18 protein-coding genes are annotated in these 15,214 nt (G+C 45.2%); 15 read left to right on the forward strand and 3 right to left on the reverse strand.

The features are described 5' to 3' along the window. Positions 1 to 202 precede the first annotated feature (202 nt). On the reverse strand, positions 203 to 619 hold the full coding sequence (dksA, locus tag PEB0122_RS10620) for an RNA polymerase-binding protein DksA (protein WP_075870874.1): 417 nt from the start codon (positions 617 to 619) through the stop codon (positions 203 to 205). A 193-nt stretch (positions 620 to 812) separates the two neighbouring features. Between dksA and PEB0122_RS10625 the strand changes: the two genes are divergently transcribed. From PEB0122_RS10625 to PEB0122_RS10640, 4 genes are all read left to right on the forward strand, one after another. Continuing rightward, complete coding sequence (locus PEB0122_RS10625) at positions 813 to 1,337, forward strand: SixA phosphatase family protein (protein WP_075917143.1); 525 nt, start codon at positions 813 to 815, stop codon at positions 1,335 to 1,337. A 101-nt stretch (positions 1,338 to 1,438) separates the two neighbouring features. Then, positions 1,439 to 2,875, forward strand: coding sequence for a YcjX family GTP-binding protein (locus PEB0122_RS10630; RefSeq protein ID WP_075917144.1), 1,437 nt, complete (start codon positions 1,439 to 1,441; stop codon positions 2,873 to 2,875). Continuing rightward, positions 2,872 to 3,897 carry a YcjF family protein gene (locus tag PEB0122_RS10635; protein WP_075914499.1) on the forward strand — a complete coding sequence of 342 codons (1,026 nt, stop codon included), beginning with the start codon at positions 2,872 to 2,874 and terminating at the stop codon, positions 3,895 to 3,897. Before PEB0122_RS10630 ends, PEB0122_RS10635 begins: the two co-directional genes overlap by 4 nt. Positions 3,898 to 3,999: 102 nt before the next feature. Next, complete coding sequence (locus tag PEB0122_RS10640) at positions 4,000 to 4,533, forward strand: hypothetical protein (protein ID WP_075917145.1); 534 nt, start codon at positions 4,000 to 4,002, stop codon at positions 4,531 to 4,533. A 44-nt stretch (positions 4,534 to 4,577) separates the two neighbouring features. On the opposite strand, the gene PEB0122_RS10645 is transcribed toward PEB0122_RS10640, so the two are convergent. Then, positions 4,578 to 5,114 carry a flavin reductase gene (locus PEB0122_RS10645; RefSeq protein WP_075917146.1) on the reverse strand — a complete coding sequence of 179 codons (537 nt, stop codon included), beginning with the start codon at positions 5,112 to 5,114 and terminating at the stop codon, positions 4,578 to 4,580. Between the two features lie 207 nt (positions 5,115 to 5,321). Between PEB0122_RS10645 and rpe the strand changes: the two genes are divergently transcribed. The 3 genes from rpe (at position 5,322) to PEB0122_RS10660 (ending at position 8,018) form a co-directional block, all read left to right on the forward strand. After that, complete coding sequence (gene rpe / locus PEB0122_RS10650; RefSeq protein ID WP_075917147.1) at positions 5,322 to 5,990, forward strand: ribulose-phosphate 3-epimerase; 669 nt, start codon at positions 5,322 to 5,324, stop codon at positions 5,988 to 5,990. A gap of 17 nt (positions 5,991 to 6,007) precedes the next feature. Continuing rightward, complete coding sequence (purB, locus tag PEB0122_RS10655; protein ID WP_075870597.1) at positions 6,008 to 7,309, forward strand: adenylosuccinate lyase; 1,302 nt, start codon at positions 6,008 to 6,010, stop codon at positions 7,307 to 7,309. Between the two features lie 160 nt (positions 7,310 to 7,469). Further along, complete coding sequence (locus tag PEB0122_RS10660; RefSeq protein WP_075917148.1) at positions 7,470 to 8,018, forward strand: RBBP9/YdeN family alpha/beta hydrolase; 549 nt, start codon at positions 7,470 to 7,472, stop codon at positions 8,016 to 8,018. 68 nt (positions 8,019 to 8,086) lie between these two features. Here PEB0122_RS10660 and PEB0122_RS10665 read toward each other — a convergent pair whose 3' ends face one another. After that, entirely contained in the window at positions 8,087 to 8,407 is a 321-nt protein-coding gene (locus tag PEB0122_RS10665) for a DUF1476 domain-containing protein (RefSeq protein ID WP_075870595.1), read from the reverse strand. 206 nt (positions 8,408 to 8,613) lie between these two features. Between PEB0122_RS10665 and purC the strand changes: the two genes are divergently transcribed. From purC to PEB0122_RS10705, 8 genes are all read left to right on the forward strand, one after another. Further along, complete coding sequence (purC, locus tag PEB0122_RS10670) at positions 8,614 to 9,378, forward strand: phosphoribosylaminoimidazolesuccinocarboxamide synthase (RefSeq protein ID WP_075870594.1); 765 nt, start codon at positions 8,614 to 8,616, stop codon at positions 9,376 to 9,378. Between the two features lie 58 nt (positions 9,379 to 9,436). Next, positions 9,437 to 9,676, forward strand: a complete 240-nt coding sequence (purS, locus tag PEB0122_RS10675; RefSeq protein WP_075917149.1) for a phosphoribosylformylglycinamidine synthase subunit PurS — start codon at positions 9,437 to 9,439, stop codon at positions 9,674 to 9,676. 18 nt (positions 9,677 to 9,694) lie between these two features. Continuing rightward, entirely contained in the window at positions 9,695 to 10,363 is a 669-nt protein-coding gene (gene purQ / locus PEB0122_RS10680) for a phosphoribosylformylglycinamidine synthase subunit PurQ (protein WP_075917150.1), read from the forward strand. Then, on the forward strand, positions 10,360 to 10,761 hold the full coding sequence (locus tag PEB0122_RS10685; RefSeq protein ID WP_075870591.1) for a hypothetical protein: 402 nt from the start codon (positions 10,360 to 10,362) through the stop codon (positions 10,759 to 10,761). Before purQ ends, PEB0122_RS10685 begins: the two co-directional genes overlap by 4 nt. A gap of 52 nt (positions 10,762 to 10,813) precedes the next feature. Beyond that, entirely contained in the window at positions 10,814 to 13,021 is a 2,208-nt protein-coding gene (purL, locus tag PEB0122_RS10690; protein ID WP_075917151.1) for a phosphoribosylformylglycinamidine synthase subunit PurL, read from the forward strand. 64 nt (positions 13,022 to 13,085) lie between these two features. Continuing rightward, positions 13,086 to 13,319, forward strand: coding sequence for a BolA/IbaG family iron-sulfur metabolism protein (locus PEB0122_RS10695; protein WP_075870589.1), 234 nt, complete (start codon positions 13,086 to 13,088; stop codon positions 13,317 to 13,319). A gap of 99 nt (positions 13,320 to 13,418) precedes the next feature. After that, positions 13,419 to 13,751, forward strand: coding sequence for a Grx4 family monothiol glutaredoxin (gene grxD, locus PEB0122_RS10700; protein ID WP_075870588.1), 333 nt, complete (start codon positions 13,419 to 13,421; stop codon positions 13,749 to 13,751). Between the two features lie 73 nt (positions 13,752 to 13,824). Then, the gene (locus PEB0122_RS10705) at positions 13,825 to 15,105 is read left to right on the forward strand and encodes a multidrug effflux MFS transporter (protein WP_075917152.1); all 1,281 of its coding nucleotides are present in this window, start codon (positions 13,825 to 13,827) and stop codon (positions 15,103 to 15,105) included. The last annotated feature ends 109 nt before the right edge of the window (positions 15,106 to 15,214 follow it).

A 15,214-nucleotide genomic window follows, 5' to 3' on the forward strand; every position in this document is an offset into this window, starting at 1 on the left:
TTAGCATAAAATACTGCCATTCATGGCGAGCGTAATTTTACGCAATTTCATATCATCCAAACTGTAATTTTTGATGATTTTTTGCGGTACAAAATTTTGTTTTCACGCGTGTAGCCGAATTGGATAAGCTTAAGTTTGTCAAAAAAGCCTGTGTCAATTCGCAATTTGACACAGGCTCAAGTGATCCGTTTATAAACTTATTTTATTCGTCTTTATAAACTTTCTCGCGTTTTTCATGGCGCTCCTGCGCCTCGATCGAGAGAGTAGCAATCGGACGCGCATCAAGACGCTTAATGCTTATCGGCTCGCCCGTTTCCTCGCAATAACCATAGGTGCCATCATTAAGCCGCTCCAACGCAGCATCAATTTTTGCAATCAGTTTTCTTTGACGGTCGCGGGCACGCAATTCAATGGCTCTATCCGTTTCCGATGATGCGCGATCAGCCAAGTCCGGCTGGTTGGCATTCTCTTCCTGTAGATTTTCGAGCGTTTCTCTCGCTTCGCGTAAAATGTCGTTCTTCCAAGCAATTAGTTTCGCCCGAAAATAGACTTTCTGCCTTTCACTCATGAAAGGCTCATCTTCAGTAGGATGATACTCGGCGTTCTGTGTTTCGCTCATAGTCAAAGCCTCCACATGTTGTATGTGCGGCTCTATATATTGTGCAAAAAAATCGAACACAAGACAAAAAATATCTTTTTGACAAATTTTCCAAAACATTAATACTATATCATATTCAATGATAGTATAAATATGAGAAAGTTAAACTCTTCTTTACCAGAAATTTCGTTTACTGTTTTTTCTTATTTGTCAAATGACGAGTTCACCACAAAATTTGATCGCGCTTATGCGTCACGGCGAGGCTGTAGCTACCGCAAAAACGGTAAAAGATTTCGATCGACCTTTGTCAGAAAAAGGCTTACTTGAAGCAAAAGAAATCGGAGAAATACTTATACAGAAAAATTTCCGTCCTTCAACGGTGCTATGTTCTCCGGCATTACGCACGCGACAAACGCTTGGCGCGCTCCATCTCGATTCAAATATAAAACCCGAATTTGTTAAACTATTATATCATGGCAGTGGCAAAGACTATGTTTCGGTAGTTATTTCCGCACTCCCAAAAAGTCTTCCGTTGCTTATCATTGGGCACAACCCATCCATAAGCACCGCCATCAACAAACTTTGTAATTCTACTGAGATCGAATTACCGCGCCCTTTAATTCTAGGCACCGCGAATCTTGCCTTATTAGAATTTTCTTCAATACCCGTTTATCAATCAACCGGCTTTTATGACCAATTATCCGGAAGAGGGCAACTCGTCAGCATTCTGAAGCCTTGAATATCGTCATCACCTTGCGGACGTGAATTTTGTACACCATATTCTATGACCGTTAAATTAATCAAAAAAGCTAGTTCTAACCAACTCGGGAAAATCGTTAATTGCCTTCATTAACATCATTAAAAGACGAAGCCGCCATTGCATTCGATACATTGAACGATCGTGCAAAAAGCGTTTTCAACCCGACTCTCAAACTTGGCGTTACGGGGCTTTCGGGTGCAGGAAAAACGGTTTTTATTACGTCGTTGATTGAAAACCTGTTGCATTCCGATCGGTTGCCGGTCTTTGAGGTAGTACGTGAAGGAAGGCTGCTCAGCGCTAAACTGGCAGAACAACCTGACAGTAAAATTGCTCGCTTCGAATTTGAAAAGCATATTGATTGTCTGATCAATAAAAGGAGCTGGCCACAGTCGACACGCTCTCTCTCGCAGCTCAGGTTGAAGTTACAATTTCTCCCGCGTTCGCAAACATTTTCAAGTTTAAAGCAAACAAAACTCAATATTGATATTATCGATTATCCGGGAGAATGGTTACTTGACTTACCACTTCTTGATAAGAGTTACCGCGCTTTCAGTGCCCAGTCGATCGAGAGAGCCAATTCTCCGGCTCACAAACAACATGCAAAAGCTTGGCTTGGTGCAATTCAAAGTATCAATTTTTTGAGCGAAGCAAATGAAAAAGATATTGAAACCTTGTCTGACAGTTTCAAAGATTACCTCAAAACCGCAAAGAACTCGGGGAATATGATTTCGGCTCTTCCTCCGGGGCGTTTTTTAATCCCCGGTCGTTTTGAAGGTGCTCCGGTTTTGGCGTTCTCGCCACTGCCCGATTTAGGTATAACAGAATTTCCTGAAAATTCGATCGCGAAAGTCATGGAGCAGCGATACGAAGCCTATAAAACTTTTGTTATCAAGCCTTTCTTTAGAGAATATATCGCTAGGCTCGATCGTCAGGTCGTTCTTGTAGATTCTCTTGATGCAATCAACGGAGGAAGAGAATCAATTCTGGAGATGCAAAATGCATTGTGCGAAATTCTCGTCTGTTTTCGCGCGGGTCGCAACGGTCTTTTTAGCAGACTGATAAAACACAAGATCGATCGCATTTTGGTAGCGGCGACAAAAGTCGACTATCTTCACCATATCGACCACGAACGTCTTGAAAAAATTACCGAACAAATTGTCGATGAAGCTCTCAATAATGCGAAACTAAATGGTGTCCTGACAGATACATTAGCTGTCGCATCATTGCGTTCCACAAAAGAGGGTACAAGTGAAAAGCGCGGACAGAGCCTACCCGTTGTCATCGGTACTCCAATGAAAGGTGAAAAAATTGGCGATACGGTTTTTGATGGAAAAACTGAAACCGCCATATTTCCGGGTGATTTGCCTCAATCCTTATCCGAACTTGTCAGTGAAGATTTGCGCGACCGGCTTCAATTCGTTCGTTTTCTGCCACCAAAACTGGAAATGAATTCACCATTTCCGCAAATCCGTCTTGATCGTGCTATGGAATTTCTGTTTGGAGATTATCTTATATGATTGATCGTAAACCTCAGGCAATCAACGACCTTGATTCAATTGCGGAGGAGCAAAGTGATCCGTTTCTTGAAGAAGCACTGAACGAGCTCAACGAACTTGATTATGAAAAGGTTGATAAACAAAAAGCGAAATTCTCAAGTGGCAAAGTATTTCTATTGGCGGTGTTTCTGTTAGTTATTTTAAGTCTCGGACTATGGACGAGTGATCTTATAAATACTCTATTTGAAAAATATGAGCTTGCGGGCTTTATTGCGCTTCTAATTACAATCATCGGGTTGATTGCACTGATTTTCTTTGTCATCGGAGAAGTAAGGGCGATCATGCGTTTGGCTTCTGTCGACAAAATACGGCTGGATGCCGAAGAAGCAACGAAAAAGGATGATATCGCCCGTGCCCGTCATTCGGTTGATGAATTGATCCGTTACACTGCCCGTAGTCCATATATCACTCAGGGCCGGAAAACGATGCAGTCACATCGTCAAGATATTATTGATGGCAAAGCGCTTATTCATCTTGCTGAATACGAGCTCCTTAGACCCCTCGATATGGAAGCACGGAAGCTCATCCTCAATTCTGCAAAACGAGTGTCGGTTGTCACTGCTGTTAGTCCGCGTGCCATCATTGACCTCGGCTATGTTCTTTACGAAGTGGTCGGCCTCATCCGGCGGCTTGCCACGCTTTACGGGGCACGTCCCGGACGGTTCGGATTGTTTGCGCTCATCAAACGGGTGATCTCCCACTTGGCTGTCACAGGAACTCTTGCTGTCGGTGACGGTCTCGTCGAACAATTTATCGGGCAAGGTCTCGCAACACGTCTTTCCGCAAGACTGGGAGAAGGTGTTGTAAACGGCCTCATGACAACGCGCATCGGAATTGCGACTATGGATGCTTTACGACCTTTTCCTTTCGATGGTGAAAAACGTCCGGGAATTAGTGATTTTACTGGCGACCTCATCGGATTGAACCGGAATAGAACCAAAGAAAATTTGAAAAAAGCAACTTCGTCAGGCGGAAAAGAATAAAGAATTAACCATTTTTTCCCATAATGGCACGTAATGATTACCTCTCATACAGGTTCATATCTTTTCCTTTCTGTGTTGAGTAAAAGGCAGAGTAACGCCATTATGAAAAAAATAGTTTCGGCTTTTGTTGGATTGACTATCGCCACGTCGGCTTCTGTAACAGCAAGTCGGGCTGCCGACAGTGATGTCGAATTCTTCCATTCTATCGAAGGAAGCTGGGCCGGCCCGGGAGAGGTTGTGGCCGGAAAATATAAAGGAACGAAATTTACCTGTACTTTTGCCGGCACATCGGAAATTTCCCAAGTCGGGATGACTCTTGATGGCAATTGCCGTGTTGGCGTTTTTTCACAACCTATGAAAGCCACAGTATCAAGAGGTCCTTCGGGCTTTTCCGGCGAGTTCAATGACGGTTCGAAAGGTGACGGATTGGACGTTGTTTCCGGAAAGGTTGGAGCCGATAGAATGGTATTCGGGCTTAACCGCAAGCAGTTGAACGGCGCAATGATGGCACGCCTTGAAGATAAAAACTCGATGAACATCACCGTCTCTGTCAAAATTCAGGACGATTTAATCCCCGTTGTCGGAATGAAGCTGAAAAGGACAGGTGATGTTCCACGCGATTTTGCTAAAAAGTAAAAAATAAATCGGGTTTAGTGCACTTGTCGTATTTTATGCTTTGGTCACAGCAATGGTAGTGTGCGATAAGCGCGATCAAGATACATAAGTGCGTCAACGCCGGGATTTCTTTTCACCGCGACAACTTCCCCGATGAGCACGTAATGTGTAGCATGGACATGCCAGCCTACCAGTTGGCAATCCAGTGCAACAAGTGCATCGGATAAAACCGGTGAACCGGTTTTCAGCATTTGCCATTTGCCATGCGAAAATCGTTCAGGCTGCGTCAGACCCCCGCGACCAGCAAAAATATCGGATAAATTTTTATGATGTCCAGCTAAAGTGTTGACACAGAATTTCTCGTTTTCGATAAAAATCCTGTTTTCCTCGTGTTGTCGCATAAGGCAGACAAGAACAGTTGGCGGATCATCGGATAGAGAACAACAGGCTGAAATCGTGACTCCACGTTTATTCCTTGCCCCGTCGGTCGTCACAATATGGACTGCACCGGCAAAATGGCTCATGGCATCGCGATATTCCACGGATGACACAGTGACTATCGGTTTGTCCGAGGGGATTAAATGTGTCGAATGTTCAGTCATAATTCATTATTCGAAGAAGCCGGTTCATAATTTTTGAAATTTTCGGTTGAAATTTCCAGTGCATTAGTACGCAAATTTTTCCTAAAATGCTAGCAATCTCGGTTAAAATAACTTTGATAATGAACGGGTTCTTATGTGGATCTGCCGAAAAACGGGTTTTATCTCGGATGAGCTCCGTGGTAGGAAACACCAGCCAAGGAGATTGATATGTCTTTTCAACAAGTAATCGCCCCTTCTATCCTCGCGTCGGACTTTTCACGTCTTGGTCAGGAAATTACCGACGTCGTCGCTGCCGGCGCTGATTGGGTTCATGTTGATGTTATGGACGGTCATTTCGTACCGAACATAACATTTGGTCCCGATGTTGTGAAAGCAATCAGGCCAGTTACGGAAGCAATCTTTGATGTTCACCTGATGATTTCCCCCGTTGATGGCTATCTTGAAAGCTTCGCCAAAGCGGGAGCTGACATCATAACGGTTCATGCAGAATCGACCCCCCACCCCCATAGGTCTTTGCAAGCTATAAAAGCACTGGGCAAGAAAGCCGGCATTTCGCTTAATCCGGGCACACCTGAAAGTGCGATAGAGTATCTTCTGGATCAAATTGATCTCGTCCTTGTAATGACAGTCAATCCGGGTTTCGGCGGCCAGAGCTTTATTCCAGCGATGATTGAAAAAATCAAAAAACTACGAGCCATGATCGGTGAACGCCCCATAACATTGGAAGTTGATGGTGGAATCACCGTCGAAACAATTCAAAGCGCTGCACGTGCCGGCGCTGACGCGTTTGTTGCCGGATCTGCAATATTTAAGAACGGCAATAAAGAAATTTATAAATCCCGCATTGAAGCCTTGCGCAAAGCAGCAAGAAACTGAACAGAAGGAACTCGATCATGATACCGCGTTATTCCCGTCCTGAAATGGTTGACATCTGGTCACCAGAAACAAAATACCGCATATGGTTCGAGATTGAAGCACATGCTTGCACAGCGCTTGCAAAAATAGGAGTGATTCCGGAGGAAGCTGCGAAAAATATCTGGGAGAAAGGGAGCAAGGCAAAATTCGATGTTTCCAGAATTCAGGAAATCGAGGCCGTCACAAAGCATGATGTCATCGCATTTCTCACTCATCTTGCCGAATTTGTCGGTCCCGATTCCCGCTTCATTCACCAGGGTATGACGTCTTCTGATGTGTTGGATACAACTCTCAATGTCCAGCTGATGAGAGCGTCCGATATTCTTATCAAAGATATGGATGGACTTCTCGCAGCCCTGAAAAAACGTGCCTTCGAATTCAAAGACACTGTCATGATCGGCCGGAGCCACGGTATCCATGCCGAACCAACAACTTTCGGACTCAAGCTAGCGTTTGCATATGCGGAATTTTCGCGCTGTCGCGCCCGTCTTGTTGCTGCCAAGGAAGAAATTTCAACATGTGCAATTTCGGGAGCTGTTGGAACTTTTGCAAATATTGATCCGCGTGTTGAAGCTTATGTAGCCAATCAATTGGGTATGCGTCCGGAACCGATTTCGACGCAGATCATCCCTCGCGACAGACATGCAATGTTTTTTGCAACTCTTGCCGTCATCGCTTCGTCTATCGAACGTTTGTCGATTGAAATTCGCCACTTGCAAAGAACAGAAGTTCTTGAAGCTGAAGAATATTTTTCTCCGGGGCAAAAAGGTTCCTCTGCAATGCCGCATAAACGCAATCCGGTTTTAAGCGAAAACCTTACCGGGCTGTCGCGTATGATACGGTCTTTTGCTATGCCAGCTATGGAAGATGTCGCTTTATGGCACGAGCGCGACATTTCGCATTCGTCGGTTGAACGTTTTATCGGTCCTGATGCAACAATCACTCTTGATTTCGCATTGGCTCGGCTTACTTCGGTAATTGATAAGCTACTCGTCTATCCGGAAAATATGATGAAAAATCTGAACAAGTTCCATGGATTGGTCAACTCGCAACGGGTACTTTTGGCTTTAACGCAAAAAGGTGTCAGTCGCGAAGATGCCTACCGGATCGTACAACGCAATGCGATGCAGGTTTGGGAACATGGCAAGGATTTCCTTCACGAGCTGTTGGCTGATCCGGATGTCCGACGCGTTTTGAGCGAAGAAGAAATCCGTGAAAAATTCGATCTCGGATACCACACAAAATATGTTGATACTATCTTTCACCGTGTATTCGGATAAAACAGTTCTAATAAGTCGATAATCTACATGTTGATCAACATACAAGTTGGTCAACATGTTATATGTTGTTAACGCTTATGTTGCATCGACCTGTTGATCTATCGGGTCACAACTGTCGCTGTCCGGACGATTATAAAACTGGCAGTCAAGAGGTTTATTGATGAAAGCAAATCAGGTTGATATCCTCATTGTCCCCGGCTATCAGGGGTCGGGCCCCGATCACTGGCAAACGCGGTGGGAACAAAAGCTTTCGACAGCCCATCGGGTGGAACAAGCCGAATGGTCCAAACCTGTTCGGGAAGACTGGACAAGAGAACTCATCAAGGAAGTAGAGGCAGCCGAAAAACCTGTCGTTATTGTTGCCCATTCACTCGGCGTACCAACATTTATTCTTTCAGTGCCGTTTCTTGGTAAAAAGGTGCGTGGTGCGTTCCTCGTTGCACCGCCTGACGTATCAAACCCCTATATTCGTCCTAAGCATCTCATGACATTTGGCCCCTACCCGCGTAGCCGTCTGCCGTTTCCGTCGATTGTTATTGCCAGTCATAATGATGAATATTGCGAGTTTTCCGTTGCCGAAAAGATTGCGGAAGATTGGGGTTCGCTATTTATTGATGCCGGTGAAGCCGGCCACATCAATGCAGCTTCCGGCTATGGTCCATGGCCAGAAGGACTTATGGTGTTTTCGCAATTTCTAGCAAAGCTTTAAGTTAACAAAAAACCGCCTCGGATAAAGTGACAGGGCGGTTGGACTGCAAGAATTTCAATATAGATTTTTTAGCTGTTTTTAACGCGTTCGATAGCTTCTCTGAGAAGTTGAGCCATTTTGTTACGCAACTTGCTTTCGTCAATCTCAACATTGGATGCATGAAAGTCATGGACGATTTTTTGAACAACAGCTTCTTCATTACTACGCTGGAACGATGCGTTCACGACTTCTTTGGCATATTCGTTAGCGGCTTCACCGGTTTTTCCCAGACGGTCGGCAGCCCAAAGGCCGATCATACGATTCGAAAGGGCATTAGCTTTGAAACGAAGTTCCTCATCGATCATATACTTCTGTTCGAAAGCGTCCGCACGCTCTTTCATCCCGTCCATGAGAATCTCTCCTAATTTTTGCCATGATCCGGCTTACGCGCATGTTCTTGCAACATTTAATTCATGTTAGCAATAGTATACGTGAAATTAACTTGTATCAAAATTGGAAATTTTGGTGTCTATCACGTGGAAATGATTGTGGAATCCCACGAATTGCGTTAGGGAAACATCAAGCTAATTTATCAGCTTTAATTAAGGAAAAAGCCATGAACCGTCGTCACCGCATTTATGAAGGTAAAGCCAAGATTTTGTATGAAGGGCCGGAACCGGGGACATATATCCAGTTTTTCAAGGATGATGCTACCGCTTTTAATGCAAAAAAGCATGAAGTCATCGACGGTAAAGGCGTTTTGAATAATCGTATATCCGAGTATATATTTACGCAGCTCGCACGCATCGGAATTCCAACCCATTTTATCAAACGCGTTAACATGCGCGAGCAGCTCATCAAAGCTGTGGATATGGTGCCTCTGGAAGTCGTTGTGCGCAATGTTGCTGCCGGCTCGATATCAAAACGTCTTGGCATTGAGGAAGGAACGCCCCTTCCCCAGTCAATCATTGAGTTCTATTATAAAAAAGACAAGCTCGATGACCCCATGGTATCTGAAGAGCATATTACAGCGTTTGGCTGGGCTACTCCTGCCGAGCTTGAAGACATCATGCAATTATCAATACGAATTAACGACTTCCTGACCGGTCTTTTTGTCGGCGTTGGTATCGAACTCATCGACTTCAAAATGGAGTTTGGCCGTTTATGGGAAGGCGATGTCATGCATATCGTATTGGCAGACGAAATTTCTCCAGACTCGTCAAGACTTTGGGATATAAACACCAAAGAAAAAATGGATAAAGATAGATTTCGCCGTGATATGGGCGGCTTGATTGAAGCCTATCAGGAGGTTGCAAAACGTCTTGGAATCATGAATGAGAATGAGCAATCGCGGCCGAACGGTCCCGTTCTTGTAAAATAATTCTTCGGGCGGCTTTTAAGCCGCCTTACCTTTTTGGCAAAAAATGCAGGAATAAATCATGGAAGCGCGTGTAACCGTCACTCTCAAGGCTGGCGTTCTTGATCCTCAGGGTAAAGCAATTGTCGGCGCATTGGATAGCCTCGATTTCAAAGGTGTCCAATCTGTCAGACAAGGAAAGGTCTTCGATATTGTATTGGATGACCTTAATAAAGACGAGGCAAAAAAACAGCTCAAAGAAATGTGCGAACAATTGCTCGCCAACACAGTTATAGAAAATTACCAGATTGAACTTTTATAAACGGAAACGGATGGCGTGATGAAAACTGCAGTAATCCAGTTACCAGGGCTAAATCGTGACCGTGACATGGTTGACGCTCTGCGTCTGATAACCGGCGTGGAGCCACTTAAAATCTGGCAGACAGAAACGACTATACCGAACGTCGATCTCATCGTGATCCCCGGCGGTTTTTCTTACGGTGATTATTTGCGGTGTGGAGCAATCGCAGCAAGAATGCCGGTTATGAAAGCCGTATGTGAACAAGCCGAACGGGGAACAAAGATCATAGGCGTCTGCAACGGTTTCCAGATTCTGGTGGAGGCAGGACTACTTCCCGGTGTATTGATGAGGAATGCTTCGTTGCGGTTTGTCTGCCGCGAAATAAAGTTGCAAATTGTCAACGAAAAGACGGTATTCTCAAGGGCTTACGATAAAAACGAGATCATTCGTTGTCCGGTTGCCCATCAGGATGGCAACTATTATGCCGACAAAAATACGATAGACCGGCTGGAAGGTAATGGACAGGTCGTCTTCCGTTACGCCGAAGGCACAAACCCGAACGGATCGATTGATGATATTGCGGGTATCGTCAATGAAAAGGGTAACATCCTCGGCATGATGCCCCACCCCGAAGACCTAGTAGAGCCCGCTCATGGCGGCACAGATGGTAAAAGACTTTTTGCCGGTGCATTAGGAATTACAGCATGAAAATTCGAAAGATAACAACGTGTTCGGTTTTATTACTAAGCCTGGGGCTTTATGCCTGCACTCAAAAAACCGGTCCCGGAAATATTGAACTTGCAAGCGGTGAGCCTGCACTCAAAACGATGGAACGTGTCGCGTTGGCAGCTAATCGTTGCTGGTTCAAATCCGACAAAGCAGAATTCAAACGCTATGGTTTCGAACCTGAACTCCAGTCTTATTCCGGTCGGCCGCGCATGCTCATTGTTCCAAAGAGTACACCGGGTGGCAAGCCGATACTTGTGGTTGAAGCCGAAGGCAATCCCGCAAAAGTTTCAGTTTACGGTCCACTCATGGCAACGCCTCACGGCAACGCAATTGGTGAGGACATTGATCGTTGGGTTAAAGGCGACAACCAGTGCTGACAGTAACCCACTTGTTTATATTGAATTCGAAGTTGTTTGATGGAGCCAACCAATGAGCGTGAAAAACGACATTGCCATTACGCCGGCAATTATTGCTGCCCACGGTTTAAAACCCGATGAATACGCACGCATTCTAGAGCTCGTTGGTCGTGAGCCGACATTTACGGAGCTCGGGATTTTTTCGGCAATGTGGAACGAACATTGCTCTTATAAATCGTCCAAGAAATGGCTCCGCACACTCCCGACCAAAGGAGATTGCGTTATTCAGGGGCCTGGCGAGAATGCGGGCATTGTTGATATCGGCGATGGTGAATGTGTAGTTTTCAAGATGGAAAGCCATAATCACCCCTCTTATATCGAACCCTATCAGGGAGCAGCCACAGGTGTTGGTGGTATTTTGAGAGACGTATTCACGATGGGCGCCCGACCTGTCGCGGCAATGAATGCATTGCGTTTTGGAGCTCCCGACCACCCACGCACAAGACATCTCGTTTCCGGCGTTGTATCCGGTGTGGGTGGTTATGGGAATGCGTTCGGCGTTCCGACGGTAGCCGGTGAAGTCAATTTCGACAAAAGCTATAATGGCAATATTCTGGTCAATGCATTTGCTGCTGGAATTGCTAAGACCAATGCACTTTTTTATTCGAAAGCGGAAGGTGTTGGCCTTCCTGTTGTATATCTCGGTGCAAAAACCGGTCGTGATGGCGTTGGTGGAGCCACTATGGCTTCTGCCGAATTTGATGACACAATCAGTGAAAAACGCCCGACTGTTCAAGTTGGTGACCCGTTTACCGAAAAATGTCTGTTGGAAGCCTGTCTTGAACTTATGGCTTCCGGCGCAGTTATAGCGATCCAGGATATGGGAGCTGCCGGTCTTACCTGCTCTGCCGTTGAAATGGGCGCAAAAGGCGATCTCGGTATCGAACTTGATCTTGATCGTGTTCCCGTTCGAGAAACCAACATGTCAGCTTATGAAATGATGCTTTCGGAAAGCCAGGAACGTATGCTGATGATTTTGAAGCCGGAGCTTGAGAAAGAGGCTGCCGCGATCTTCAAAAAATGGGGTCTCGATTTTGCTATTGTCGGGAAAACGACCGACGATCTACGGTTTCGTGTCCTTCAACATGGCAAAGAGGTTGCCAATCTACCCATCAAGAAGTTGGGCGACGAAGCGCCGGAATATGACCGCCCATGGGTCAAGCCGCAAGAAGCTTCACCCGTCAAGTTGGAAAATATCAAAGAGGTTAATCTTCAAGATGCATTGCTGAAACTTGTCGGCTCGGCCGATCAAAGCTCGCGGCGCTGGGTTTACGAACAATATGACACTCTTATTCAGGGGAATAGTCTTGTTCGTCCTGGTGGTGATGCAGGTGTTATCCGTGTCGAAGGAAATCCGCATAAAGCGCTTGCATTCTCTTCCGATGTGACACCGAGATATTGTCAAGCAGATCCCTTTGAAGGTGGTAAACAGGCTGTAGCAGAATGTTGGCGCAACCTTTGTGCGACAGGTGCAAAGCCGCTCGCCTGTAGTGATAATCTGAACTTCGGCAATCCTGAAAAGCCGGAAATTATGGGCCAGCTTGTCTATGCCATCAAAGGTATCAGCGAAGCGTGCAAAGCTCTCGACTTTCCGATCGTATCGGGAAATGTTTCGCTTTATAATGAAACCAATGGCGAAGGAATTCTGCCTACACCAACGATGGCCGGTGTTGGTCTTATCAATGACTGGCAGAATATGGCAAGAATCGATGGTATGAAGGACAATGATACTATCCTTATCGTTGGCGGTTGCGGTTCCCATCTAGGACAATCGATATATTTACGCGATATTCTCGACATGGAACAAGGTACGCCTCCTCATGTCGACCTTAAAAAAGAAAAGACCAATGGTAATTTCATAAGAAATCTGATAGAAAACAAGGACGTTGATGCTTGCCATGATCTTTCTGATGGTGGTTTGGCAATTGCACTGGCAGAGATGGTTATCAAATCCCGCCGTGGTGTGAAGATTGCATTGACTGGAAAGACGCCGGCTCATGCTGAACTCTTTGGTGAAGATCAGGCACGCTACCTTATTGCTGTTAACTGTAAAAAACTTGAAAAAGTTAAGGAACAGGCGAAAAAAACAGGCGTCGAACTTGACCAATTAGGAACTGTCACTGGTGATAATCTTGTTGTTGAAGGGCAGATAAAACTGTCTGTCAACCAACTTGAAAATGCCTATGAGAGCTGGTTTCCCGATTTCATGGAAAATAAGTAACAAAACTTCGATTACAAACCTGGCTTGTGCTATTCTTTAAGTCCGAAAATATAGGAGATGCATTATGGCAATGGACGCACATGAGATTGAAAAGCTCATTCGTGATGGTATTCCCGATGCCAAAGTGACAATCCGCGATCTCGCCGGTGATGGAGAGCATTATGCAGCGGAAGTTGTTGCTGAAAGCTTCCGCGGTAAAAATCGCGTCCAGCAACACCAGATGGTCTACAATGCTTTGAAAGGCAATATGGGAGGCGTTCTCCATGCACTTGCCTTACAGACCAGTGTGCCGGATTGAACCACATCAGTATGAAGGGACTTGTTTCGCTTCTGCTTTAACCATACATATAAATCGATTTTTCGACAGCCTTAAAAGGCTTAGACGGAAGGAAAAGAAATGACCGCTGCACGCGATTTTATTGATAACGAAGTCAAGTCCAATGACATCGTGCTTTTCATGAAGGGTACACCGGGGTTTCCGCAATGCGGATTTTCCGGACAGGTTGTCCAGATTCTGGATTATCTCGGTCTTGATTACAAAGGCGTGAATGTACTGACATCCGACGAACTGCGTCAGGCTATTAAAGATTATTCAAACTGGCCAACGATTCCGCAACTCTATGTTAAAGGCGAATTTGTCGGCGGCTGTGATATTATTCGGGAAATGTTCCAGAACGGAGAATTGCAGAATTTTCTTGAAGAGAAAGGTATAGCTGTTAAAACTGCGTGAAATCACGTTAAGACTATTGCAGTTTAATCATTGTGCCGGTCTTAAAGATCGGCACTTTTGTTATAGGGAACTCATGTCACATCATTTGAGCGAACGGCAGCATATAGATGCGGTAAAAGCTACTCTCGGCTACAAAGAATTTATCGTCATGATTGCAACACTGATGGCAACCAATGCGATAGCCATTGACATCATGTTGCCTGCGATGAGTGATATGTCGCTAAGCTTGAAAATGTCTGGTCAGAACGACCAGCATTATATTATTTTTTCCTATCTTGTCGGCTTTGGTTTATCGCAATTGTTGTTTGGTCCCATAAGTGACCGTTATGGCCGCCGCAAGCCTATTATTGCCGGTTTGATATTCTATTCCCTCTCTTCTGCTGCATGTGCATTCGCTCCGAATTTCGGATGGCTATTGGCTTTGCGTGCGATTCAAGGAATTGGTGCGGCTGCGACCCGTGTCCTCACCATTTCAATTGTGCGGGATATTTATGGTGGTCGTCAAATGGCGGAGGTTATGTCCATTGTCATGATGGTCTTCATGATCGTACCGGTCGTCGCCCCCGCAGTCGGTCAGGCCATTATGTTTTTTGGCCATTGGCAACTTATCTTTCTTTTCATGGCAATCGCAGGAATAGCCATCGCAATCTGGGTTTATTTTCGCCTTCCTGAAACTTTATATGAGAAGCGTCCCCTTACATTTTCTTCTGTCGGAGAAAGCCTTTGGATGGTTGTCTCGAACCGCGTGTCGCTTTGTTATACATTGGCGTTCTCGCTGGTTCTTGGTGGTCTCTTCTGTACCCTTAATACCTCGCAACAGATTTATGATGGTATATATCATTTGGGACCCTGGTTTCCTGCAGCTTTCGCACTTGTCGCAGCGTTCCAGGCACTTTCTTCATTTCTGAATTCGCTGTTTGTCGGTCGTTTTGGGATGCGTAAAATTTCTCACACATTGCTACTGATTTTCTGCATTGCTTCTTTAGTCTGGTTTATTGGCTCGATATACGAGGGAGGAGCAACTCCATTCAGTTATTTTATGCTGTTGCTCGTCATCATTATGTTTTCTTATGGCGGGCTTGGCGCCAATTTCAATTCCCTTGCTATGGAGCCTCTCGGCAAGGTTGCTGGAACTGCCTCTTCTGTATTCGGTTTTTTACAAACAATTATTGGCGCCGGATTGGGGTTCATTATTGCCCAACAGTTTGATGGTACAACCATCCCGATTGCAGGCGGTTTTTTCCTTCTCTCATGCGGGTCAATTCTGTTGATCCTTATTGCCGAAAAGGGAAAGTTGTTCTCGGGACATCATCATGCATCGCACGTAACAGTTATAAAAAAGGATGACAAATGAAGGTCTTCCGATCATTTTTACGTCTGTCGAGGTTAATTCTCCGGATCGGGTTCCATCCATATTCTTGATATGAGTTAATCTAGAAGACGTTTAATGAACCGATTATTGT

Origin of the sequence: Ditibartonella apis, assembly GCF_001952075.1 — a bacterium.
GTDB lineage: Bacteria > Pseudomonadota > Alphaproteobacteria > Rhizobiales > Rhizobiaceae > Bartonella > Bartonella apis.

What these genes read in the sequence shown, in the direction of transcription:
- dksA (WP_075870874.1), bottom strand. Translation starts at nt 619, where the DNA reads ATGAGCGAAACACAGAACGCCGAGTATCATCCTACTGAAGATGAGCCT.
- PEB0122_RS10625 (WP_075917143.1), top strand. Translation starts at nt 813, where the DNA reads ATGACGAGTTCACCACAAAATTTGATCGCGCTTATGCGTCACGGCGAG.
- PEB0122_RS10635 (WP_075914499.1), top strand. Translation starts at nt 2,872, where the DNA reads ATGATTGATCGTAAACCTCAGGCAATCAACGACCTTGATTCAATTGCG.
- PEB0122_RS10640 (WP_075917145.1), top strand. Translation starts at nt 4,000, where the DNA reads ATGAAAAAAATAGTTTCGGCTTTTGTTGGATTGACTATCGCCACGTCG.
- PEB0122_RS10645 (WP_075917146.1), bottom strand. Translation starts at nt 5,114, where the DNA reads ATGACTGAACATTCGACACATTTAATCCCCTCGGACAAACCGATAGTC.
- rpe (WP_075917147.1), top strand. Translation starts at nt 5,322, where the DNA reads ATGTCTTTTCAACAAGTAATCGCCCCTTCTATCCTCGCGTCGGACTTT.
- purB (WP_075870597.1), top strand. Translation starts at nt 6,008, where the DNA reads ATGATACCGCGTTATTCCCGTCCTGAAATGGTTGACATCTGGTCACCA.
- PEB0122_RS10660 (WP_075917148.1), top strand. Translation starts at nt 7,470, where the DNA reads ATGAAAGCAAATCAGGTTGATATCCTCATTGTCCCCGGCTATCAGGGG.
- PEB0122_RS10665 (WP_075870595.1), bottom strand. Translation starts at nt 8,407, where the DNA reads ATGGACGGGATGAAAGAGCGTGCGGACGCTTTCGAACAGAAGTATATG.
- purC (WP_075870594.1), top strand. Translation starts at nt 8,614, where the DNA reads ATGAACCGTCGTCACCGCATTTATGAAGGTAAAGCCAAGATTTTGTAT.
- purS (WP_075917149.1), top strand. Translation starts at nt 9,437, where the DNA reads ATGGAAGCGCGTGTAACCGTCACTCTCAAGGCTGGCGTTCTTGATCCT.
- purQ (WP_075917150.1), top strand. Translation starts at nt 9,695, where the DNA reads ATGAAAACTGCAGTAATCCAGTTACCAGGGCTAAATCGTGACCGTGAC.
- PEB0122_RS10685 (WP_075870591.1), top strand. Translation starts at nt 10,360, where the DNA reads ATGAAAATTCGAAAGATAACAACGTGTTCGGTTTTATTACTAAGCCTG.
- purL (WP_075917151.1), top strand. Translation starts at nt 10,814, where the DNA reads ATGAGCGTGAAAAACGACATTGCCATTACGCCGGCAATTATTGCTGCC.
- PEB0122_RS10695 (WP_075870589.1), top strand. Translation starts at nt 13,086, where the DNA reads ATGGCAATGGACGCACATGAGATTGAAAAGCTCATTCGTGATGGTATT.
- grxD (WP_075870588.1), top strand. Translation starts at nt 13,419, where the DNA reads ATGACCGCTGCACGCGATTTTATTGATAACGAAGTCAAGTCCAATGAC.
- PEB0122_RS10705 (WP_075917152.1), top strand. Translation starts at nt 13,825, where the DNA reads ATGTCACATCATTTGAGCGAACGGCAGCATATAGATGCGGTAAAAGCT.